The sequence below is a fragment of the Ignavibacteriales bacterium genome, from assembly GCA_026390575.1.
GTDB lineage: Bacteria > Bacteroidota > Ignavibacteria > UBA10030 > UBA10030 > Fen-1298.
Window position 1 is genome coordinate 24,682 of sequence record JAPLFR010000011.1, and the last position, 24,815, is coordinate 49,496.

At 39.0% G+C, this 24,815-nt stretch carries 12 protein-coding genes; all 12 read left to right on the forward strand.

Annotated elements, in window-relative coordinates; translation table 11 throughout:
* Positions 1 to 184 precede the first annotated feature (184 nt).
* The 12 genes from NTX44_10575 (at position 185) to NTX44_10630 (ending at position 24,787) form a co-directional block, all read left to right on the forward strand.
* Complete coding sequence (locus NTX44_10575; GenBank protein ID MCX6122043.1) at positions 185 to 2,422, forward strand: UvrD-helicase domain-containing protein; 2,238 nt, start codon at positions 185 to 187, stop codon at positions 2,420 to 2,422.
* Between the two features lie 275 nt (positions 2,423 to 2,697).
* A complete protein-coding gene (locus tag NTX44_10580; protein ID MCX6122044.1) occupies positions 2,698 to 4,443 on the forward strand; it encodes a CotH kinase family protein in 1,746 nt (581 codons plus the stop codon).
* A 391-nt stretch (positions 4,444 to 4,834) separates the two neighbouring features.
* The gene (locus NTX44_10585) at positions 4,835 to 6,145 is read left to right on the forward strand and encodes an extracellular solute-binding protein (GenBank protein MCX6122045.1); all 1,311 of its coding nucleotides are present in this window, start codon (positions 4,835 to 4,837) and stop codon (positions 6,143 to 6,145) included.
* Complete coding sequence (locus NTX44_10590) at positions 6,142 to 7,641, forward strand: ATP-binding protein (GenBank protein MCX6122046.1); 1,500 nt, start codon at positions 6,142 to 6,144, stop codon at positions 7,639 to 7,641. Before NTX44_10585 ends, NTX44_10590 begins: the two co-directional genes overlap by 4 nt.
* A gap of 21 nt (positions 7,642 to 7,662) precedes the next feature.
* Positions 7,663 to 9,123: a sigma-54 dependent transcriptional regulator gene (locus tag NTX44_10595; protein MCX6122047.1), complete on the forward strand. Its 1,461-nt coding sequence runs from the start codon at positions 7,663 to 7,665 to the stop codon at positions 9,121 to 9,123.
* Between the two features lie 591 nt (positions 9,124 to 9,714).
* Positions 9,715 to 13,005: a TonB-dependent receptor gene (locus NTX44_10600; GenBank protein MCX6122048.1), complete on the forward strand. Its 3,291-nt coding sequence runs from the start codon at positions 9,715 to 9,717 to the stop codon at positions 13,003 to 13,005.
* 16 nt (positions 13,006 to 13,021) lie between these two features.
* A complete protein-coding gene (locus NTX44_10605) occupies positions 13,022 to 15,781 on the forward strand; it encodes a hypothetical protein (protein MCX6122049.1) in 2,760 nt (919 codons plus the stop codon).
* A 46-nt stretch (positions 15,782 to 15,827) separates the two neighbouring features.
* The gene (locus tag NTX44_10610; protein ID MCX6122050.1) at positions 15,828 to 16,826 is read left to right on the forward strand and encodes a PorV/PorQ family protein; all 999 of its coding nucleotides are present in this window, start codon (positions 15,828 to 15,830) and stop codon (positions 16,824 to 16,826) included.
* 18 nt (positions 16,827 to 16,844) lie between these two features.
* Positions 16,845 to 18,227 carry an IPT/TIG domain-containing protein gene (locus NTX44_10615; GenBank protein MCX6122051.1) on the forward strand — a complete coding sequence of 461 codons (1,383 nt, stop codon included), beginning with the start codon at positions 16,845 to 16,847 and terminating at the stop codon, positions 18,225 to 18,227.
* A gap of 246 nt (positions 18,228 to 18,473) precedes the next feature.
* The gene (locus tag NTX44_10620; protein ID MCX6122052.1) at positions 18,474 to 20,186 is read left to right on the forward strand and encodes a T9SS type A sorting domain-containing protein; all 1,713 of its coding nucleotides are present in this window, start codon (positions 18,474 to 18,476) and stop codon (positions 20,184 to 20,186) included.
* Positions 20,187 to 20,294: 108 nt separating this feature from the next.
* Entirely contained in the window at positions 20,295 to 22,256 is a 1,962-nt protein-coding gene (locus NTX44_10625; protein ID MCX6122053.1) for a Na+:solute symporter, read from the forward strand.
* Between the two features lie 296 nt (positions 22,257 to 22,552).
* Positions 22,553 to 24,787, forward strand: a complete 2,235-nt coding sequence (locus tag NTX44_10630; protein MCX6122054.1) for a hypothetical protein — start codon at positions 22,553 to 22,555, stop codon at positions 24,785 to 24,787.
* Positions 24,788 to 24,815: the final 28 nt, after the last annotated feature.

The window sequence follows — 24,815 nt, forward strand, 5'->3', positions numbered from 1 at the left end:
AGGGAGTAGGTGTGTGGCATGAGTGATTACAATCTCAATTTCAATACTCTTCATTCTGTCATCTTCAATCTGAAATCAGCACTTCAAAATTTATTTTTCTGTAGGAATACGTAAAGAAGAAATCGACTTCTTCTTGCCCTCCGAGCAAATATTTCTTACCATTTCATCTTACGAAAGTACTTGTATGATGAAATTTCTCAACGATCTCAATCCTGTTCAAGCAGAGGCAGTGAAAGCCGCCAATGGTCCGGTGATGATCATCGCCGGCGCAGGCAGCGGTAAAACACGCGTCCTGACGTACCGCATTGCATACCTGATGGCATGCGGTGTGCCGGCACATCAAATTCTTGCGCTTACGTTTACGAACAAAGCGGCAAAGGAGATGAAGAATCGTATCATGAAGCTGGTGGGTGATGATGCGGGAAATCTTTGGATGGGTACATTTCATTCTATGTTTGCTCGTATTCTCCGCAAAGAATGCATGCATTTGAAGTTCACGCCGTCCTTCACGATCTATGACTCTGATGATTCGCTCAGTACCATAAAAAAAGTAATGGAGAAACTGAACCTGCCGACTCAGCAGTTCAATCCTTTAGCGATTCGCTCGCGCATTAGTAATGCGAAAAATCAATATCTCTCGCCACGTAAGTTCGCTGACACTGTACACGAACTCTTCGATGAAAAGGCAGCACTGGTATATTTGGAGTATCAAAAAACGCTTGAGCGCAGCAACGCTATGGATTTTGACGACCTCCTGGTAAAACCAATTGAACTCTTCGAGAAGAAGAAAGAAGTGCTTGAAAAATATCAGTATCGCTTCAAGTTTATTTTAGTGGATGAATTTCAAGATACGAATCGAGCACAATACCAGGTTATCCGGCTGCTCGGCAATATGCTGAAGAATATTGCGGTCGTGGGAGACGATGCTCAAAGTATTTATTCCTTCCGCGGCGCAGATATCCGCAACATTTTAGATTTTCAAAAAGATTATCCCGGCTGCCAGCTTTTTAGATTAGAACAAAATTATCGGTCTACAAAATCGATCATATCGGTGGCAGATGAGCTCATTCATTGTAACAAAGAACGGTTGAAGAAAAAATTGTGGACTTCAAATCCTGCGGGCGAACCGGTAACGATTGTGCAATGCGCAGATGACCATGATGAGGGAAGTCAAATTGTCCGTGCCATCCAGCAGGAAAGTCACAGGCGTAAACTCGACCTGAAAGATTTTGCTGTGCTGTATCGAACAAACGCACAATCGCGTGCACTGGAAGAAGCATTTAGAAAAAATGCGATTCCCTATGAAATTATCGGCGGCACGCGGTTCTACGAACGCAAAGAAATTAAAGATGTGCTTGCGTACTTGCGCCTGCTTGCAAATCCTACGGACGAAGTAAGTCTGTTGCGCATCATTAATTATCCCGCACGCGGAATAGGTGACGTGACGATCGAACATCTGCAGAGATTTGCATCGGAACACTCGCTCACGTTATTTGATACATTAAAACGACTTGATGAAGTAAGAGATCTGACGGATCGAGCAAAAAACAGCTTGTCAGAATTCAGCGCAATTATTGATAAGTACCACTCATTACGTCCGCAGATGACGTTCAGCGAATGGTCGCGTTCTCTCGTGGATGAACTGGGAATTCTATCGATCTTTAAAGAGGAACGCACGGCTGAGTCGATGGGACGGTGGGAGAATGTACAGGAATTACTCTCGGCAATTTCTGAATTCAGCAATGATAAACCAGATGGCACGCTCGAGTCGTTTCTTGAAGAAGTAGCGCTCGTTTCTGATATCGACACATGGGAAGGCGAACACAATGCCGTTACATTGATGACGCTGCATGCGTCAAAGGGATTGGAATTTCCTGTAGTAATGATCGCTGGATTGGAGGAAGGGCTTTTACCGTTTTATTCCAGCACCATCGAATCTTCAGATGTGGAGGAAGAACGGCGGTTATTTTATGTCGGGATTACAAGGGCAGAACAAAAGTTGTACATCACTCATACCAATCTCCGGTACAGATTTGGCGACGTCACGTATCCAAGCGAATCACGATTTCTTCATGAGTTGGGGACAGAAAATATAGAGCGTGTAGGAATGAAAGCTCAGCGTCAGCGCGCGGCTGCATCATTGCTTGAGTTCGATAAGCCGGCATCTGCGACGCGGCAACTGGCACATCAGAAGAAGAAACAGGAAGCGGCGCTTTTTAGTGACGTCATGCCGGACTATGAATCTGAATCACAGGAACATTTCGAAGTCAAACGCGGCGCAATTGTGAAACACGAAATATTTGGCTGCGGACGCGTTATGGTTGTAAGTGGAAAAGGGGATGCTCAGAAAGCTGTCGTGCAGTTTGATAGTTGTGGAACGAAGAATCTCATTTTAAAATACGCAAATTTGAAACCCGCCTGATCAGCCCAGTTGTTGGTTCGACTATATGTGGATGAAGTGTTTACTCAGTTCAGGATGTAGATTTAATGGGAACGCCTCCCTGATTTAGAACTCTCACAAAACTGCTTATTCCATGTTATTTTAAAAAAAATGACCGTGATATAAAACGGCATCAATCTGTATCATATTAGTTTTATCTAAAACTTATTGCTTCCCACTAATCATTTCTCAATATTTTATATAAGTGAAATTTCAATTTGTAACCATAGTATACTGATATCGGAATTACACACACAATGAATACTTCAATAGTAAGACCATTCCTTATTTTTGTTTTACTTTCATTAATACTATTCTTAATGAATCCTGATTCTCTCAAAGCGCAAAGTAATTCTTCTATTCGACCAGATGACTCATATGTCGCAAACTCTGTTACCTTTTCATCCTCGAATCTGCCGATCATCGTAATTAATACACATGGTGGTGTAATTCTTGATAACCCGAAGATAGAAGCAGATATGAAAATTATTTATAATGGTGAAGGGAAACGCAACACTGTCACGGATACAGCCTATGACTATAACGGTAAAATTGGGATTGAAATACGAGGTTCGAGTTCGCAGATGTTTCCCAAAAAACAATATGGTGTCGAAACACGAAATTCGGTTGGAGAAAATTTAGATGTCTCACTTCTCGGTTTCCCCGCCGATAATGATTGGATTTTGTATGCTGCTTATAATGATAAAACGTTGATGCGGGATGTTCTCGCATATACACTCTCGCGCAACGCTGGCAAATATGCAACCAGGACGTGTTATTGTGAGCTCATCCTGAATGGCGAATATATGGGCATTTATATTCTATTCGAAAAAGTGAAACAGGGAAAAATGAGAGTGAACATATCGAAGCTCGATTCCACCGATACAACAGGAGATGCGCTCACGGGAGGATATATAATAAGAATGGATAAACTCGATCCTGGAGACAATCCTTCCGTGGTCGGTTGGTATTCGCAGGTCCTACCATTTCCATCGATTCCAACCACGAAAATATTATATCAATACACGTATCCAAAATCCGAAAATATTCGCCCGGAACAGAAAACGTATATTCAGAATTTTATCAAATCATTTGAAACGACAATGAACGGTGCGAAGTACGCTGATTCGGTCAACGGATATCCGAAATATCTCGATATCAGTTCCGCCATCGATTATATGCTTGTTAATGAACTAGCAAAGAATGTCGATGCGTACAGGTTAAGTGCATATATGTTTAAAGATAAGGACAGCAAGGGAGGCAAGTTGAATATCGGTCCATCATGGGATTTTACTAATTCATTGGGCAACTGTGATTATTATAACGCATGGCTGACTGAGGAATGGTGGATGTCTTACGCAAAAACAAATACGGGGGATTATTTCGCAGTCCCCGCTTGGTGGAAACGTTTGTTCTATGATTCGACATTTATGAGTAATGCGAAAAATCGCTGGATTGAATTACGATCAAGTCAATTTACAAAATTAAAAATTTTTGGAATCGTTGATTCACTTGCTGCGCATATCGATGAAGCACAGAAAAGAAATTTCGTTAAGTGGCCAATTCTAGGGTCGTATGTCTGGCCGAATAAATATTATTTTAAAACATACCCAGAAGAAATAACATTTCTAAAGAGCTGGATCAATGATCGGCTGAATTGGATGGATACGGAACTTGCGGGTACTCCGCTTGGTGTTATTGATATCAACAGTCAACAACCCTCGAAGTTCGAACTATACCAAAATTATCCCAATCCGTTTAATCCGGCAACAGTGATTCAGTATCAAATACCAGTTTCTGGCTATATCAATTTGAAAGTTTACGACGCATTGGGAAGAGAAGTAGCAACATTGGTTGATGGTTACAAGGACACCGGAAGATATGAGGCTCAGTTTTCTGGCAGTCATCTTGCAAGCGGTCTCTACATAGCCCGCTTGACTGTGATCGATGAACATGGTAAATACACCAATGCGAAGAGTATGAAAATGCAACTTGTCAAATAATAATTATGAGCATCAAAGTATAAATGAATTTTATATAAAGAAATATCTGAATATAAGATAACAATGACATTCTTCGCTTCGCACAGAATGACAACAATTAAATGAGGTCGGGAGTCAAACTCCATCCCAGCTTTGGTTACTTCTCAGAAGTTACTTGCCGGCGAGGACCCGTTCATAGTATTGCTCATACTGGCTAATAATTTTTGTAGACTCAAATTCGATTGCGCGCGTGAAGTAAAAATTACTGATATTTTATCATGGTGAGAGGAGCGAGGATTGAGATAATTGCGTATGAAGAGTAACATACAAAATAAACCATAACACTTGTAAGTCTATGAATTGCGCCTTAGATTGATATAAGCATTGTTCCATCTATCATCAAAATCTCCTTATGCAAAAACGATATGTTTATGTTTCAGTCTTCATTATTGTTTCAGTCATCATCGGCATAGGTTGGTATCCGACACTGCTTGATTTTTTTAAAGTTGGAGAGAAAAATCAGCCGGTCAAATTGTACTATGCTGATAATATTTCTCCATCACATCAGTTCGCCATTGATGAGTTTAATCGATTGTACAAAGGGAAGATTGAAGTCATTCCCGTTAATTTGCCGTTTTCAAAATTCAGTACGAACGAACGGAAAGAGATGCTTACGCGTTCACTCCGTAGTAAAAGTGAAAAACTCGATATCTTTGCTGTCGATTTGATTTGGGTGCCACGTTTTGCAAAATGGTGTGAGCCATTGGATTCTTATTTTTCCGCCGAAGAGAAGGCAAGGTTATTAAGTAATGCGATGCGGTCGTGTGTTTTCGAAGGAACACTTGTCGCGATGCCGATGTACCTCGATGTAGGTCTTATGTATTATCGTTGGGATATTATTCGCAGACTGCCGGACGCAGCGGTGATTGAGAAACGGCTCCAGGAATCAATAACATGGGAAGAAATGGCACATTTGCGCAAGCGGTTAGGGTATATGAATAAACCCTTTTTTTTATTCTCGGCAAAAGACTTCGAAGGGTTAGTATGTACTTTTCTTGAGTTGGCAGTTGGTTATGATCCGGGTTTTTTGAAAGCAAATACCTTTCCTACTCTCTCGCTGCCTGCAAAAAAATCTCTTCAGATGATGGTGGACTTTGTGAAAAATGGGACAACCCCCCTAGAAGTTGCAGACTTCGATGAGTTTTTATGTAATACATATATGCTTGATCACGATGCTGTTTTTGTTCACAGCTGGCCCGACTTTGTACAAAACTTTCGCACTTCTTATCGTGATACGGCAAAACTCAGATACATTGCCAAAGCACCTTTGCCTCATTTCGAAGGAAGACCATCAACCTCCGTTATAGGCGGGTGGAATTTAATGGTGTCAAAGTCTTCAACTAAAAAAGCGGAAGCAGCTGAATTTATACGATTCTTTCAAAGCGAGCCGATTCAACGAATGATATTCGAACGCACCGGGTATTTACCAGCCATTAATTCTATCTATGAAGATAGTGTGTTCTTGCGTAATCATAAAGAATTAATCTTTCTTCATCGATTGCTCCGTCGTGGATTCTATCGCCCTGCGCTTGTCGAGTACACTAAGTTCTCGGATATTATTTCTCATTTTGCAAATCTTGCTATCAAACAAGAAATTTCGGTAGATGAAGCTCTTGCTCGCACCGATGAACTGATTCGTTCCAACGAAGTGCTGATCAAATGATAATAAGACTGAAAAATCCTAGACGGCTACGGGAAAGATATCATAAGTATCGGATTGAAATCCGTCACATTACAGTCATCGCATTAGTATTGATTGCTTTTCAGATTGTTGTTCTCTTCATGAATCAGAATTCGCTTGGAAAAGTATTTGTCAAATCCCAGCAATGGTATCAGCAGGATGCTGCAGAACGTATCGCCAATCTGACCACCACTTCCATTGAAATGCTTTTAGAATCGAAAGGTTCGAAGGCAAAACTTTCTGATAGCGAAGAACGGAAAATCATCAAGGATTTTAACATCATATTTAGTCAGCAATTATTAGACAAGAATGTTCAAAGCGTATCAATCCTGATCCCTCATGGGAACACTATCATTGCTATCGACGATGGTAAACAATTGTTCGATTATTTGTTTGGAGTGGACAAAAAGATTCAAAGTTCTGATAGCACTCACGCCGAGGCAATCCGATTGTTTCAATCGGTTCAAGATACACTTCGCAAAATAGAACAGACCTACACTATTGTTGAGCGGGAACAAATATTCCATGTGTTTATTCCGTTCGTTCCGAGAGGGGAATTTGTCGGTGCCGTCTATATGAAAACAACTCCCGATCTTATGTTTCTTACCGAGGAAATGTCGAAGAACTACAGTCAGACGGCATTGGTATATTCTGCCCTCATCATTGTAGGATTGCTTGCAATGTTCTATATATCAACGCGGACTCTTACCGAGCGGAATGAAGTACAGCGGTTGTTATTTGAAGAACAGAAACTTCACTTGGCAGAACAAATCAATCATCAGAAGGAAATGCTTTTCACCAAGCGGATCTATCATACACATCACAAAGCCGAAAAAATTGTTGGATTTATTAAAGAGGACTTGCGAAATTTATCAATTGAAAATATCAACATTATTAAGAACCGCATCGGCAAATATGCCAGTTTCATTGCACGCGTGATCTATGATATGAAATGGTATGATCCGCCTATCCAGACAATTCGAAGTCCGCTGTTTCAAACTAACGTGAATGAGGGCATTCAATTTATCGTAAATAATATTTTTCAACGAGTGTCGGATAACCGGCCAAGAACAAAGTTTGAACTCCAGCTTGATCCTTTGATGCCTGAAGTCGCCATCAATGAATATGTCATTTGGGAGGTCATTGAACCCATTATCCAGAATAGCGTGGATCATGCTGGAGTCGAGAACAAAGTTGTCACAATCAAGACGGAATTCAATCCTTCTCTGAGACAATCGACTATCACCATTGCAGATAATGGAACAGGAATTCATCCTAATCTTTTAGAGAGTGATGGGAGTGGTGTCAAGAAAATATTCCAGGAACAAGTAACCTCCAGTACTGTACCGGGTAAAGAACACTCAGGATATGGCTGTTATATTGCATATGAACTCGCGACACAGCGTTTTGGATGGAGAATCGATGCAGAAAATCTTCCAACAGGAGGATGTAAATTTACATTTATCGTACCGCATTAAGTAAACAGGAAAAGAAATACCATGTCAACTGATGAACGTATACAAGTCTTACTCATTGAAGATGAAGAATTTGATGTTCGCAGAGTACGAAGTACACTCAAACCATTCGAGCATCAAATAGAAATTCGAGATGTAGTCTCAAATGGTGATTCAGCTTTAGAGCTGCTCGAGCATCACACTGAACGCTATGATGTTGTGATTATGGATCTTCAGATTGCCGGTGGTACTATGGGAGAATTACTGATTAGGGCGATTAAGCGAATAGCGCCTTTACATCAAATCATCGTTATTACAAAGATGACTGTGAATATCACAGACTTTGATTTTGCGAATCGACTTCTTCAAGCAGGAGCATTTTGGTATTGCACCAAATATCCCAGTGATATTGAAAATTATATTTATCAGCCCACCGACTTCATTCTAAGTATTTTCAATGCCTATCAAAGAAAAAAACTTGAGAGAGAAAAGTCGCGATCTGAAAAGAAACTGCTCCATAATGTCGAAGGAATGCTGTCACGTACAAAAATCCTCGGGGTTTCAGAACAAATCCAGAAAATTCGAGCGCAAATAAAACAATTAGCTGTGACTGATGCGACAGTACTGATTTCCGGGGCATCAGGTACCGGTAAGGAATTAGTTGCGATCAATATTCATTATGAAAGCAAGAGAAAGTTGGAAAATTTTGTTCCTATTAATTGTGGCAGTATTCCGGATGAGTTAATAGAAAGCGAACTCTTTGGTTATGAGAAGGGTGCGTTCACAGGAGCAAACGCAAATAAGCGCGGGCTTTTTGAACAAGCGAATCATGGCACGATCTTTCTTGACGAAGTTGCAGAACTTCCTCTGGCCGCGCAGGTAAAATTGCTAAGAGTCATCCAGGATGGTGAAATCGAAAAGATTGGGAGGGTAGGGGAAAAGGTGAAAGTTGATGTTCGTATTATTGCTGCAACGAATAAAATGTTACAGCAAGAAATTGCAGCAGGGAGATTTCGGGAAGATCTTTTTTTTAGGTTACATGTTGTACCTCTGCATATATCTCCACTGAAGGAGAGACCCGAGGATATTCTCGTTCTGTGGGAGCACTTTATGCGCAAAATGAGTATTGATATGATTAAATCGACTCCAAGCACAGAAGAGGCTGCTTTTGATGTCTTGAAGAAATATGACTGGCCAGGCAATGTCAGAGAGCTCGAAAATGTCGTGCAAAGACTTTTGCTGCGAGAAGAAAATATTATCACCTCGAAAATTATTGAAGAAGTATTATCTCTCCACCCATTATCTCCGAATGCCGGAAGCGACACAATAGTATTTCAGGATTCCGAAAATGTTTCTTCGCTGCGAGAAATGGAATGCGTCTTCAGAAAAAAATATTTTGAATTTATCCGAAAACATTCTTCGTCGGATGCAGAGGCAGCGCGAAAACTTGGCCTCGCTCCACCAAATTTTCACAGGATGTGTAAAAAACTTGGATTAAAAAGTTGAGATAAATTGTTTTTACTTACAATTGTTTCACAATCTCATAATGAGATCTGTCTTAATGTTTTTCGCTTCAAGTTAATTATCAAGCTGATAATAGCGCCGTTATTAGCATAATAATCTTTTCGATTTTGAATATTAACTTTAGTTAAGAATACTGGTTTTTTATTTGGTACGGATGTTGCAGTCTGCTTATAGAATCACTGGTGAAAGACCGCTGTGTAGGGTCGTAAAGTGTACAATTTATAGTACTTGTTGCATTTAATAATAATAAATTGAATATTGACCCTGGTTGAGAGAGTTGGATTTTTGATTAGCGAGATATTGCAAATTAAATGATAACGTCGCTCGTGAAAGATCGCTTAATAAATTAATATTCTAATTGTAGCACCTGCTGAAATCAATAGCAATAAATGGATTCAACATTATAAATTCATTTCAGAGAATCCAAAAGTACATTTCAAGCTAATAAGTAAAACTTCTAGAGATCATGAGAATAATTCTGTCAGCTTCATTTATGCGCGTGAGGAAAATACTGTATTATTTATAAAGTAACTTCAATTTGGTATAGAAAGAATCTATCAAAGGAGTAAATCTATGTTATCGGATAAATACCGAATTCTTGTTTATGTTGTCTTACTATTTACGCTGACGGTAAATTTTGTTTTAGCAGGGACGACAGGAAAAATTGCTGGCAGAGTTATGGATAAAGAAACTGGTGAACCATTGATAGGCGTTAATGTCGTTATTAAGGGTTCATCTCTTGGAGCGGCCACAGATATTGACGGCTATTTTGCAATTCTCAATATTCCACCTGGTGTACATACTGTTGTAGCTAGTATGGTCGGTTACTCCTTGGTAACTGTGAACGAAGTGCGTGTCCTTATTGATCAGACTACGCCAGTTGATATCCAAATGGCTCCACAATCAATTGAAGCCTCTGCTGTAGATATAGTTGCAGAAAGAAACGTTATAAAGAAAGACGTTTCTACAAGCGTATCTTCAGTACAGACGGAAGAAATTCAAGCCCTTCCTGTTTCTTCGGTTAATCAGATTGTGGGTTTGCAAGCTGGAGTTGAGGATGGCATGATGATTAGAGGTGGTACTTCAGACCAATTACTTCTGCAGATTGATGGTATTACTCAACGTGATCCAAGAGACAACACTCCTATTTCTACAGTTGCATTAACTTCAATTCAGGAAGTTTCAATTGAAAAAGGAGGCTTCAATGCAGAATATGGACAAGTCCAATCGGGTATTATAAATATTGTCGGCAAGGAGGGAAACGCCTCTAAATATTCTGCCGCTGCACAAGTCAGATATAGCCCACCAGGTCCTAAAAATTTTGGAATATCTTTCTTCGATCCTAATTCTGTATGGAACAAAGCCTATTTGGATCCTGCGGTTTGTTGGACGGGAACAGATAATGGTAGTTGGGATTATTATACACAGAGACAATATCTTCCGTTTGAAGGTTGGAATGCTGTTTCCCAAAGACTGTTAAAGGATGATAATCCGTATAATGATCTTTCTCCTGCTGCGGCTCAACGTGTATGGGAATGGGAACATAGAAGAAGACCACAAACAGATCAACCCGATTATAATATTGATGCAAGTTTTGGCGGCCCTGTTCCGTTTATTAGTTCATCATTAGGTGATTTACGATTCTTTACAAGTTATACATTGAATAGAGAAATGTCATTTGTTCCGCTTACCCGTGATGATTACAAAGAGTATAACTGGTCGATTAAGGTAAATTCAGATATTAGTAAAGATATGAAATTGATGCTCACAGCTAACACGGGTAGTTTTTATACTTCTGCTAAGAATATAGAAGGGGACATTTTCCATAACCCTACTGATTATTTCCATTCACCATTTTCAATTGCACAAACTTTTGTCGACCGCGACGGCCAATTTTATTCTAATGGGTATTACAGCGATGTTCAAGTAAAAAATCTCACATTAGGAGCAAAATTTACTCATGTTATTACTCCTACAACATTTTATGAAGTAAGTATAGAAAATGTAAATCGTTACTACACTACCGGTCCCGTCGCTGGAAGGAATCAACTTAAGTATATTGACCCAACGGATCTTGCTAAATATAATCAATATGGAGAAGATAGTGTAACGGTAATACGGCTAGATTATAACGGGGATCCTAATCTTGTCTACATAGGGGATCCGGCCGCGCGTCATGAAGTAGTTCCTGGTTATTGGGTAAGTGAAGTTCCAATGGGATATAGCTCCAAAAATGATAATTCTCCAATATCAGGTATGTTTTTGGGAGGTCATTCAGGTGAAGATCTTGATTCCAGTATTGTTAGATCTTATAAAGCAAAATTTGACTTAACGAGTCAAGTGAACAAATCTAATATGGTTAAGTTTGGCGTTGAATTTAATTCATACGATCTGAAATTAAATTACGCATTTGTTGCTCCTGGTTACGGTAGTCGTAACGCTGTTAATACGGAGTGGAAACCTTATCAATTTGCTGCATATTTGCAGGATAAGATAGAAATGTACGGGTTTATTGCCAATGTTGGCTTAAGGATGGATGTCAGTAATCCAAATACAGACTGGGTAGTTGTTGATCCATTTGATAAATCTTATTATTCGAGTGATTACAATGCGAATGCTGATTATCCGAAACAAAAAGCCTCTGTAAATGTTTCCTTCAGTCCGCGTTTAGGTATATCGCATCCGATTACAGAAAATTCAAAATTGTATTTTAATTACGGGCACTTTTTACAATTGCCTGCATACCAAGAAGTATTGAGACTTGGTCGAGGAGCGAACGGCAGTTTATCAAATTCAGGTGACCCTAACTTAATTCCGGCAAAGACAATTGCGTATGAATTAGGCTATGATCATGTTCTTTTCGATTATTACTTATTACAAATTCAGGCCTATTATAGAGATATCTCAGATGTTCAAGCATATACTCAGTATACAAGTGATCTCAAAGGTATTGGCTATTATAAAGCTACGAATAACAGATATGCGGATATCCGAGGTTTTGAATTAACATTTAGAAAATCCGAGGGTGATTGGGTACGAGGTTTTGTAACGTATACGTATGAAGTTAGTACCAATGGTGCATTTGGAGCAGCCGCTATCAATGATGACCCGGCTGTGCAAAGGCAGCTAGACCAGACTACTCAAAGCTTATATCAACAAAAACCGATTCCTCAACCACATGCACGAGCAAGTGTTACATTTTTAACACCTAAAAATTTAGGACCTGATATCTTAGGGCTTAAACCTTTAGATAATTGGTCACTTAATATTTTGGCAGATTGGCGTGCTGGCTCGTGGCTTAATTATAATCCCAAGGGAGCGCAGGAATATTTAAATATTCCCAACGTTCAATTAGCGGATTATTTTAATATTGACCTTCGGCTAAATAAGTCGTTTAATTTCAAAAACATTAATTTGATGGTTTTCATAGATGTAAGAAATTTATTTAATATTAGGAGATTATCTGGAGTAGGTTACTATTATGGCTTCGATCAGCAATTTTATTATCAATCGTTGCATCTGCCAGAAAGCACTGCGTATGACAATATTCCGGGTGATGATCGAATAAACGATTATCGGAAAGACGGTGTTGCTTTCCAACCAATAGAACAAGCCGGTAATGTGTATTCAATCGATCCTAATAGTATCCATTATACCGCGAGTGGACAGTCTGCAATATATTATAACACACCGACTAAACAATACTTGAGATATGTGAATAATAGTTGGTCAGAAGTGCCGAGCGGTGAGATGAAACAAATCTTGGATGATAAAGCATATATTGATATGCCAAATATTACATCGTCTGCTTTTTTAGATCCGAGGCAGATTTTCTTCGGAATAAATATTTCATTTAATTTTTAAATAAGGAATTACGATAATGAGAGGTGATAATAACATGGTGAGAAATTACATGAGAAAAATTGCAATTGTTATATCTCTTTTCTCTCTATTGACAATTGTAAATTTTCAGCGGGTCCATGCACAAGTCGTGGGGACGGAACCACAGGTCATAAAATGGTTGTCGGCAAGTGCATTACGTTCTTGGTTCTCGAATTTGGGATCAGAAATTGAATATGGAAGACGGGACAGGGCAACATACCAGAATGTGGATCAGATTGATGGATTATGTTGGCCTAATGAATATAGTATAAGAATGAAGGGTATAAAGGTCGGAAAATCACTGTGGATTGGTACAACAGATTTTGCTGATCCGATTTCAAATACTACATATCCACATAAAGTCGTTTGCATGGGTGGAAGGATGATAGTATCAGGAACAGAGGTTTTTTCAGATGAATTAAGTCTCATAGGTACATTACCACATCCCAATGTATATGTAGATGATGCACGCGCTTCCGCGCGCGATTATGATGATGTTCTTGATAAAGAAGATAATGCTCAGGTTGCAGACAGAGTAATGATGAATAGATTTCATACAAGTATTGGAGTTTCTGTAACAAGGAAAGTATTGGCTTTTTCACAACAGTACAACGATAACTATTATATTTATGAATATACATTTAAAAACACGGGTATTATTGATGGAAGCGGACAGAAAAAATTAGATAAAACTCTTACAGGAGTTTATTTTTATTTGCAAAACCGGTTAGCCTACTCTGGTATGTCGGTAAGTGCAACGGGCGCTTATTTCTGGCTTTCAGGTGGTAATTGGGGAAGAAATACAATAAATGATGTAATTAGAAAAGATGGCCCTACCCCTGGCGAATTCAGAGCTGATTTTTCGTATTGGGGACCGTTGTCAACGACTGCTTTTGGAAGCCCATCAGCAGATATAGGGGGGCCTGGGCCGAATGCGACAGCTGTAACTCAATTAGGAGCTACTGATTTCGGGGGTATGGTTGTATTGCATGCCGATAAAGCACCTAATGACCCAACGGATGACATAACACAACCAACAACAACGAAGTTTGTAGGATCAGACAATGGTATTGATTTACAACCAAGTCAATATAACCAGCTTTTGATGGATCAAAAATATACGATATATATGGCAGGAGGCCACTACGCTCAAACTCAGGCAGATCAAGTAGGAAAAGATGCGAATGGGTGGCCAACTAATTATGCAAATACTTGGGGAAATGATGCGGGTGGATACAAGTCTACTCAAGGTTTTGGACCATATACACTTGCGCCTGGAGATAGCATACGTATTGTGGTAGCAGAATGTGTTGCAGGTATAAGCTGGAATAAAGCATGCGAAGTTGCAAAAAACTGGTTTGCGGTTAGGAATAGTACTTCTAATCCTCAATTAGTTCTGCCTGCAGGATACAAAAATGGAGCGGTTACAACAGATGCTAATGAATATAAAAATGCCTGGGTGTTTTCTGGTAAAGACTCTTTGTTTCAGACTTTTAGAAGAGCGATAGCAAATTATAATAGTAACTATGCAATACCCCAGCCGCCACCGCCACCGGATCTTTTTCAAGTTAATTCGGGCGGTGATCGAATAAAGATTAAATGGTCTAAGAGTGCTGAATCGAGCCCCCATTTTGACGGCTACAGACTCTTTCGAAGCGAAGGCAAAACAGATACAACATACGGAGATCCCATCTTTGAGTGTGGCAAGAGTACAGGTAACCTTGTAAATTCATTCGATGATCAAAGTGCAAAACGTGGATCTAACTATTATTACTATATTCAATCGAAAGATGACGGATCAACGAATCCAGGAGATCCTAGTTTAAATATACCTGCACATGAACCATTGGTAAGCAGCAGATATTTAACGATGACAATGAACCCTGCATATTTAACACGTCCGGCGGGTGTTGCGCTTACAAATGTAAATACGATTGCTACATATCAAGGCAACGATACTACTACAGATTTTATACTGCCGAAAACTGTCGCAGATTCTACAGGAACTGTAGTGAGAGGTTTATCCGTCACGGTAGATGGTGTCAGGCAAATTCCTGCTTTATATACAATAATGGTTAATACCTCACGAATTACATATGTTACTGCTGGTGCAACAATACTACGACCTGATACATTAAGATTTGTAAAAGCACCGCATGGGACTATTGAAGTGACACTCATCGCTCCCGTTAATCCGCGTGTGAATATGATAATTATAGGAGATAGCATTCATACTAAATTTGGTCTCCCTGAATTCGTGACAGATAGTAAAGGCAATAAGATATACGATGTAAAAGTATCTGACATGAGTGGTGAAATTTCATCAGGATTATATACCATAGTTGCAGATACGATAATTTTCACGCAGGTTTACACACGTCGAGATACTTTAACAGTATTGCTTACATCTCAAGTGCAAAGAAATTACTTGCTCTCAGCAATCAGAGTGGTTCCGAATCCTTACAATATAAAAGCGAGGAATATTCAATATGGACAGAATGATCCCACTTCTATAGATAAACTAGGATTTTACAATCTTCCACCTGTTTGCAGAATAAAAATATACACTGAATTAGGTGATTTAATCGCAACCATAGACCATACCAATGGTAGTGGCGACGATTATTGGTATTCACTAACATCTTCAAGACAAGTTGTCGCCAGTGGCTTATATATAGCTTATATTGAAGTTACTGAAGATTCCCAAAATTATAGGAAAGGCGACAATATTTTTAAGAAATTTATTATCATAAGATGATTATACCCATCTATACGAGAATGTATATCGAATAGGAGATTAAAACGTGAAGCGAATACAAAATACATGCTTGGCTTTAATAATAACGGCGTTATGTGCGACCATGTCCTTCAGTCAGATAAAATTGGCTCAGACAGGATTTAATTTTTTGAGTGTATCCTCTGATGCGAGATCAAGCGGGATAGGCGGCGCTGTAAATTCATTCTCAGGATTCTCGGGCGCGATGTCCTATAATCCGGCTTCTATGGCTGAAATGCCAACGTTACTCAGCGCTACTTTTAGCATGAATAAATGGATAGCTGATATCAATTACTTATCGGCCAGTGTAATACTATCACCAGCTTCTGGAGATTATGGTACGGTTGGTCTAAGTGTACAAACCGTTGATTACGGAGACGTTGAAGGGACAATGGTTGATAGAAATAATCCGAATGGATATTTTGACACTGGTATTATAAACCCTACTGCTCTTGCGGTAGGACTTGGTTATTCTAAAATGATCAGTAAGCAATTTGGCCTTGGCGCTCGAATCAAATATGCATATCAATCGCTGGGTGAAAGTACGTTTTTTGACAATACTTCAGCGGATGTTACGACAAAGAAAAATAAAGCTGATGCAATTGCCTATGATTTTGGAACGATCTATAAGACGGGTATTAAAAGCATCGCATTTGGAATGTCTGTGACGAACTTTTCACAAGAGATCAAATTTGAAAGTGAAGGTTTTCAGCTTCCTTTGCTTTTCACCTTCGGTGTTTCAGCCAATCTTTTTGATCTCATCAACCTCCCGCAATCTAATCAAGAGTTCATGATAGCTGTTGACTGGACTCATCCAAGATCACATCCGGAACAAATAAAAATTGGAGCGGAATATAAATTTATGAATTTACTTTCTCTGAGAGGTGGATACGTCGGTGGCAATGATGAAAATAAATTCACCTATGGAGTTGGCATTTCTTCTTTCGGTTTTGCAATTGATTATTCATATACTCCGTTTGGAGTATTTGGTAATGTTCAGCAAGTCACAGCATGTGTCTCATTGTAAAATGTATAAGGGTAAATTATGAAAAATGAAAAATTAAAACAAAGAACTTTTGCAAAGGGATTTATTGCACCGTGGTCGATCTTCTTTGCATGGTGTATTTTTATTATACCAGTACTATTTAACGCTTGCGAATACAAGAACAAGCCTGGAATTATATATGATCCCTCAATGGTTATGGATACTACTGGCAAGCCAACCATTACCGGCTTTACACCGGCAGCCGGTGCATTCGCGGGAGTTAGAGAAATTCAAATTAACGGTTCTAATTTAGGATTAAAAAATGGTACGGATACAGATTGGGTTTTTGTTGGTGGAGTGAGCCCATTAATCAAAGAAATACATGACTCATATATAACGATCTATAGACCAAAATTAGCAAACGATCATTATAATATACCTATTTCTGTAAGTGTTACAAACATGAAAATGCCGACAGAATCTTCCAGCGCCAGTTATTACGTTGAATCTCCGGGCACTATTACAGGTGATTATTCCAGCAATTCCGGTGCTTCTACAATGTTGACAGCAACTGAGTTTGATAAGAATGAAAATATTTATGTAATGAGTGTAGGTAAAAATTTATATAAAACCGATTCTGCAGGTGTTACACGAACGACAATATTAAATTCACAAAACATGGTACCGTCTGAATATGCGTCGATCACCACTATAGCTTTTGGCCCGGGTTCTAAAGATAAAAATCTCTTTATTGCAGATGGTAAAAGCAACATTGGACGCATTGATGTTTATGATACGTTAAATAGAACCGGTACTAAATCTCCATCGCCAGTTAAGTTAATCACACCTGCACCGGTGAGCGGACTGGACTTTGATGAAAATGGTAATATGTACGTCGCCGGCAATGCAAATCTTTATATCGCCGATACCTCGGTTGGCAACAGTACTGCTCCAACGTTTAATACGATTTCAGGTTATGCAGGTGTAACCAACTTAATAAAAATTCGCATAATTAAGGAATCAGGCAGCCAATATATTTATTATGCTGATTCTCTGCATGTTTGGAAAAGTCAAATATCGGGTAGTGCGTTGGTTAGCACTTCATCATTGGTTGACTTAAATACTCATCCCGAGTTAACCGGCTGCAAACTCAGTTCATTTGAAGTTGATATAAATGGCTCCCTTTTCCTTTGTCTAAAGAATCATCCAAAGTATTCCTTATTTTTTAGAGAAATTGATGGTTCAATAACTCCATTTTATTACGATCAAACTATTTTACCAAAAACTGTTGAAAGGATAGTTTGGGGCTATAGAAAGAATCTCTATCTCATAAGCGGCTCATTACAGACTGTACCTGGTACATACGACGCTGGCAGAATATATAGATTGGTCATGGATAGGTATGGTGCGCCATACAATGGCCGGAAATTTATAAAAAAATAAAAAAACCATTGACTTATATAAAATGTATTGTTAATGTACAGTCAAGCAAGTCACTAATCCAGTGAGCGAAGGTAATTATTTATATTAAGGAAAGGAGGTTCCCCGAAAATATTCAATCAACAATACAATGTACTAGATGAAAGGAGGTTTTTATAGTCAGGGGGAAAGAATGTAATTTTTTAAACGGTCTTTTTTTAGTACTTGTTTGGTCAAACTATTCACAAATATATGTTTGGAGAAATGAATATGAAAAATATACTATTACTTCTTCTTAGTCTTGTCTTAATTGCAGGTATAGTTGAAGCAAAGATAGTTACGAAAGATAATCTGTATCAAATTCCAAAAACAAAAATTGCTCCGGTCATTGATGGACAGGTAGATGCTGTATGGAATACTCTTGACTGGAATATGATGCGAAATTACCACACAGACGGTATATGTGATAGCGGTGCTGGCCTTACCGGTCTGAGCAAGATGATGTGGGATGCGAATAATCTTTACATTTTGTTCTACACAGTAGACGATGTTGTTGTTGATATTCCATCAAATCCAACTTGGAATCAGGATGGTGTTGAACTCTTTCTTGATGGATCCAATGACAAGACCGCAGAGACTGCCTTAAAAACTGGTCAGTACCAGTGGAACATCCCTCACTGGCTTAAAGGCCAAGAAGATGGGCATAAATATGTATCATTCACGGGTGGTGTCGATACAACCGGCATCGAATTTAAAATTTACGATGTACTTGATACAGAAGGTTTCCCAGGATGGCAGCTTGAATTAAAAATTCCTCTTGATGCTTTAGGCATTGATGGATCTGCAGCTGACAATCAAAAAATTGGGCTGGAATTCCAAATGGATGAAAGTGATAATGGAACTGCACGTGAAAGCGATGCGAAATGGTGGAGTGACAATGGCAGGTCATGGGCGGATGCATCACTTTGGGGCACCGGTATTCTTAGCACGAGAGAAGTAGATACTGTCCTTCAAATTGTTAAAGCTTCTACAGCCATAACTCTTGATGGGCTAATGGATGAAGACTATAAAAATTCCAATTCTATTACCATGAATTACTTTAGAGTTGATGGTGCGACAGATGTTTCAGGAACAGACCCAATGTTCGGTAGCTTCGTAACTGCCTATCCATTGTGGGATGCGAATAATTTTTACCTGTTCTGCGATGTCGTTGATGGTACTGTAATAGATGTTCCTACAAATCCGGGTTGGAATCAAGACGCTGTTGAACTTTTCCTTGATGGTGACAATGATCATACACCGGAAACTGCATTACATGGCAATCAACACCAGCCTGTCGTCCCGCACTGGCTAAAAGGCCAAGAGGCTGGGCATATGTATTTGATGAATTGGGGAACAATGGACACAACCGGCATTGAAGTCAAAATTACTGATCATGATATGAGAGGTAACGATGGCTCCCTTACAGAAGAAGGAAGCGGCTTCAATGTAGAGTTTAAGATTCCTCTTGCAAATTTTGGTGTTGATGGCTCGAGTGGAGCTGGTGCGAAATTCGGATTCGAAATTCAACATGATAATGGTAACACAACTGTACGTGATGGCCAGCAAAAATGGTGGAGTCCCAATGGCAGGTCGTGGGCAGATGCATCACTTTGGGGCTATTGTCAGTTGAGTGATGAGATTATTAATACTAAAGTGAAGACATCATCGTCTGTTATCAGCAGTTATAAACTGGAACAGAACTATCCGAATCCTTTCAACCCTTCCACGAAAATTACTTTTGAGCTTGCAAAGAGCGAGAAAGTAAAGCTTGCAGTTTATAACCTATTAGGAGAGCAAGTTGCAGAATTGGTAAATGGAATGATGAGTGCTTCATCTCATACCATTACTTTTAATGCACAGAATCTTGCCAGTGGTATCTATTTCTATAGATTAGAAGCTGGAAGCACAGTGTTATCAAAGAAGATGATATTACTTAAGTAATTAAGTAATATTGAATTGAGGTCTAAGAAAGCGTCTGTGGCAGACACCTTGCACAGACGCTTTTTTTTGCCAATCCTAAATACATAGTAGCCATTGGAGCTTAGAAATATGAATCTTCATATTATTGATATCGGAATAATCCTTCTCTATTTAATTTCTACAATATTTATTGGATTCTATATTTCTAAAAAAGCTACGAAGGACATGAATAGTTACTTCCTTGGGGGTAACCGTATTCCTTGGTGGGTTCTGGGTATTTCTGATGCTTCGGGTATGTTTGATATTTCCGGCACGATGCTTTTGGTTTATTGGCTTTCTGTGTATGGAATGAAGAGCATTTGGATCCCCTGGATATGGCCGGTGTTTAATCAAATTTTTTTAATGGTTTATTTATCTCCCTGGCTACGAAGATCAAATGTGATGACGGGTGCAGAATGGATGAAGACCCGTTTTGGGACGGGAAGAGGCGCTACGCTTTCCCATATCGTCGTAGTGATATTTGCTCTTATTAGTGTCATTGGATTTCTCTCGTATGGGTTTAAAGGAATTGGGAAATTTGCCGTTGCATTTCTACCCGCCTTGGTAACTGACCCGGTAACGCTGGCTCATTACCCTCAAATAAATGCAAATCTTTATGCTCTCATACTTATGGGAATAACAACATTGTATGTTGTCAAGGGTGGAATGATGAGCGTCGTTGCAACAGAAGTCGTTCAATATTGCATTCTTTCAATTTCTGCGGTTGCAATTGGTATTATAGCAATGGTTCACGTTTCCCCGGACATGATCAATAGTGTAGTTCCAGAAGGCTGGAAAAGCATGATGTTTGGTGCAAACCTGAATCTGGATTGGTCGACAGTGCATTCCATCCTTGCGACAAAAGTAGTCGCATTTAATCAATGGATCAAAACGGATGGCTATTCAGTTTTTGGATTATTTTTTGGTATGATGCTCTTTAAAGGATTCTTTGTTGCCGCAGCGGGTCCCGCGCCTAATTATGATATGCAGAGAATTCTTTCTACACGCAGTCCGAAAGAAGCAGCAAAAATGAATTCCATGGTTAGTATTGTTCTTAATCCGACCCGCTATTTTATGGTTGCAGGTATTACAGTACTTGCCCTGACAAATTTTGACACACTTTATAAAACCTCTTTAACGACTCCCGATTTTGAAGGAATTCTTTCTGAAGTTCTTGCTAATTATGTCCCTGTTGGCTTACTCGGTCTGCTTATGGCTGGTTTTATAGCGGCATTTATGAGCAATTTTGCAGCGACAGTAAATGCTGCACCTGCATATATTGTGAATGATATCTATAAGCGTTACATCAATCCTCATGCAGATCCCAAAAAATATGTCAGGATGAGCTATATTGCATCTGTTGCTGTTGTCGTGGTTGGAATAACAACCGGATTCTTTGTTGAATCAATTAATCAAGCCGCACTTTGGATTGTTGCATCATTATGGGGCGGTTATACAGCAGCCAATGTTTTAAAATGGTACTGGTGGCGTTTTAATGGATATGGATATTTCTGGGGTATGGTTTCAGGTATTACAACTTCATTGGTGCTGCTTTTATTGAATAACCTGGGTTTTATTCCATTCTTGAATCATTGGCCGTTATCCGATAATCCAAGTATGAATTCTTTTCCCTTTATCTTTCTCAATTCTATCATTGGATGTTTGATCGGCACCTTCTTAACGAAACCAGAAAGTGATGAAGTGCTTATGAAGTTCTACCACAATGTTCGTCCTTGGGGCTTCTGGAAGCCGATCTATGAAAAAGTTGTGAAAATTGATCCAGAGTTTGTAGCGAATAAAAATTTCAAACGTGATATGTCAAATATCTTCGTTGGAATTGTATGGCAGATAACACTCATGGCGACACCTGTGTTTTTAGTACTACGAGATTTCAACTCGCTCTTGATCTGTCTTGGTGTGTTGGCAGTGACGTCACTCATATTAAAGTTTAATTGGTGGGACAACCTTGAATCCTCGTATGGTGAACAAAAGACGAAATTCGTATTTCCAGTGACAGAGAATGGGACTTCAGCGGGACAAGGAAATAAATAACAGAAAAAGAATATCATGTGGGAAGTACGATCTTATATATAGATACCCCGGTTTCAAAGTCCGGGGTATTCTTATAGTATACTACTGTCAGCAAGCATCCACGTATTTCAAAGGACATCTCCTGATTCTTCATAAGGGAAAGATTATTTTTCCATTTGCCCTTTCTCCCATTCCTTCGCGAATCATACTATCATCAGAAATTGTTTCCAATCAATTCAGTATGGAATGGTTTCAAACTTTACTCTATATTGAAGGAAGTGAGATTGGCAGGATTATTATAAAATGAAAAAAGTCGTATGCGTAAGCTGAAGCACAATGGGAAAAAGATTCTATTTTATTCGTTGATGGTAATTTCACCATACCTCGTCTTAGCATTGTTAGAACTTGTGCTCAGACTATTCTCATTTGGCGATGATATGAGTCTCTTTATCCCAAGTTCTGATTCAAAGTACTACGAAATCAATCGACTTGTCGGGGAAAGATATTTCAGCAAATATGACCATACAACGCCACTTTCTGAAATTTTTTTGAAGGAAAAGCCAACGAATGGTTATCGAATTTTCGTTTTAGGGGAATCATCAGTACAAGGCTTTCCGTACGATGCGAATGTTGCATTTACAAGAATTCTTCAGAGGCGCCTTCAAGATATCTTCCCAAATCGAATTATTGAGGTTGTGAATCTCGGTCTCACTGCAATCAGCAGTTATACTCTCTTAGACTTTACAAATGAGCTTCTTCAACAAAAGCCGGATGTCGTCTTAATATATACCGGCCACAATGAGTACTATGGTGCTTTGGGTGTTGCTTCCATGGAAAACGGGTCAATTCCTCAATGGCTCAAAAAGCTCCATTTGAAGATTATTCATGTAAGGACATATCAATTGCTTCAAAAGGGAGTTGGAAGCATTCATAAACTTTTGTATCCCACCACGAAAGATGAAGCAAAAGCAACAATGATGGAAAAAATGGTTGGTAAGAATTTGATCCCGTTCGGTTCACACATGTATTTGGAAGGATTGAAACAATTCTCCGACAATATGAGTACTCTGTTGGGAAAATTGAAAGATGCACATGTTCCTGTTATTATCAGTGATCTTGTAAGTAATGTAAGAGATCTACCTCCTTTTCGCTCGTTGCAGTATGAAAATTATCCAAGAGCAGATTCTGTGTTTTCCCACGCACAACGACTTGACGCTCATCATGTATTTGAAAAAGCAAAGGATGAATATATAACGGCAAAGAATTTAGACGTCGTTCGGTTCCGGGCACCGGAAGATATAAACAAAATAATTGCACATCTTGCCGATTCGCTTGAATTGTATCATCTCTCGTTACAATCGCTTTTTGAAAAATATTCTCCCCAGGGTATTATTGGAGACAATTTGATGACCGACCATCTCCATCCGAACGTTGATGGATATTTCTTGATGGCGGAGGGTTTTCTTTATGCACTGAGAGATCATGGGATGATCGATACTGAGTGGGATTCTACGAGAGTGAAGCCATGGACATATTACAGGTACAACTGGGGTTTTACCGAACTTGACAGTATGATCGCAGTTCTTCGCATAAAGCATTTGAAAGCTGGGTGGCCATTTCAACCTGAGACCACAGTCAACAATTTCCGCGCTACATACAAACCGCATGGAATGATAGATTCATTAGCATTTGCCAGTATTATGTATATGGATGTAAATCCGAGTAAGGTACATAAAAAACTGGCTGACTATTATGAATCTATTGGAGATCTCTCTCGCGCTTCAAAAGAATATCTATCATTAGCATATATTTCTCCATCAGATATTTCATCGTATTATTATGCAGCCGATCTTGCGTATAAAGCAAAAGAGTACACCAACGCAATCCGATATTTACAAGAATCACCGAGCGCTGATACGAATTTTTATGCCCAATTAACGCTTGCCTCAATTTATTATTCTCAAAAAAACTATAAAGAGGCTCTTGCATGCATAGACCGATTGGAAAAAATACACACAGATGGAAATAAATATTTGCAGATTCAGAGGCTTCAATACAACATTCTAAAAGATTCAGGACTTAGTTCCGATGCTGAAAAGACGCTCGCTGAAATTAAAAAAATAGATCCATCCTTCAACGAATCTGTAAAAGGGAAAAGTCTCGTCATTCTCATTCCCAATAGTATAAAACCTTATTTAGAAAAAGCCGAGACATTGCGGAAAAACGGACAGCTCTCTGAAGCATTGTCTGTTTTAAAAGAAGCCAATACGATTCATGAAATCTCCTACACCAATCTTCTCATTGGGAAATTGCTATTTTCACAAAAAAATATTCAAGCCTTAACGTATCTGGAAAAAGCCCATAGAGAAATTAAGGACGATCCGTCACTGATGTATTGTCTATGTGCTTTATATATAATAAAACGGGACTTTCCTAAAGCTAAGACATCGATGGATAATTTTGTAAAATTACAAGGTGAGAATCATCCGCAGTACAAACAATTGAAGGCATTATTTGAGAAACAAGTAAAAAATAATGAAGCTCGTAAATAGGCTGTCAATATTTTTGTACGATGAATTT

Bases quoted from the DNA above. Each gene is read 5' to 3' on its own strand.
- NTX44_10605 (MCX6122049.1), top strand. From the start codon at position 13,022: ATGAGAGGTGATAATAACATGGTGAGAAATTACATGAGAAAAATTGCA.
- NTX44_10595 (MCX6122047.1), top strand. From the start codon at position 7,663: ATGTCAACTGATGAACGTATACAAGTCTTACTCATTGAAGATGAAGAA.
- NTX44_10625 (MCX6122053.1), top strand. From the start codon at position 20,295: ATGAATCTTCATATTATTGATATCGGAATAATCCTTCTCTATTTAATT.
- NTX44_10600 (MCX6122048.1), top strand. From the start codon at position 9,715: ATGTTATCGGATAAATACCGAATTCTTGTTTATGTTGTCTTACTATTT.
- NTX44_10580 (MCX6122044.1), top strand. From the start codon at position 2,698: ATGAATACTTCAATAGTAAGACCATTCCTTATTTTTGTTTTACTTTCA.
- NTX44_10585 (MCX6122045.1), top strand. From the start codon at position 4,835: ATGCAAAAACGATATGTTTATGTTTCAGTCTTCATTATTGTTTCAGTC.
- NTX44_10630 (MCX6122054.1), top strand. From the start codon at position 22,553: ATGCGTAAGCTGAAGCACAATGGGAAAAAGATTCTATTTTATTCGTTG.
- NTX44_10590 (MCX6122046.1), top strand. From the start codon at position 6,142: ATGATAATAAGACTGAAAAATCCTAGACGGCTACGGGAAAGATATCAT.
- NTX44_10615 (MCX6122051.1), top strand. From the start codon at position 16,845: ATGAAAAATGAAAAATTAAAACAAAGAACTTTTGCAAAGGGATTTATT.
- NTX44_10620 (MCX6122052.1), top strand. From the start codon at position 18,474: ATGAAAAATATACTATTACTTCTTCTTAGTCTTGTCTTAATTGCAGGT.
- NTX44_10575 (MCX6122043.1), top strand. From the start codon at position 185: ATGATGAAATTTCTCAACGATCTCAATCCTGTTCAAGCAGAGGCAGTG.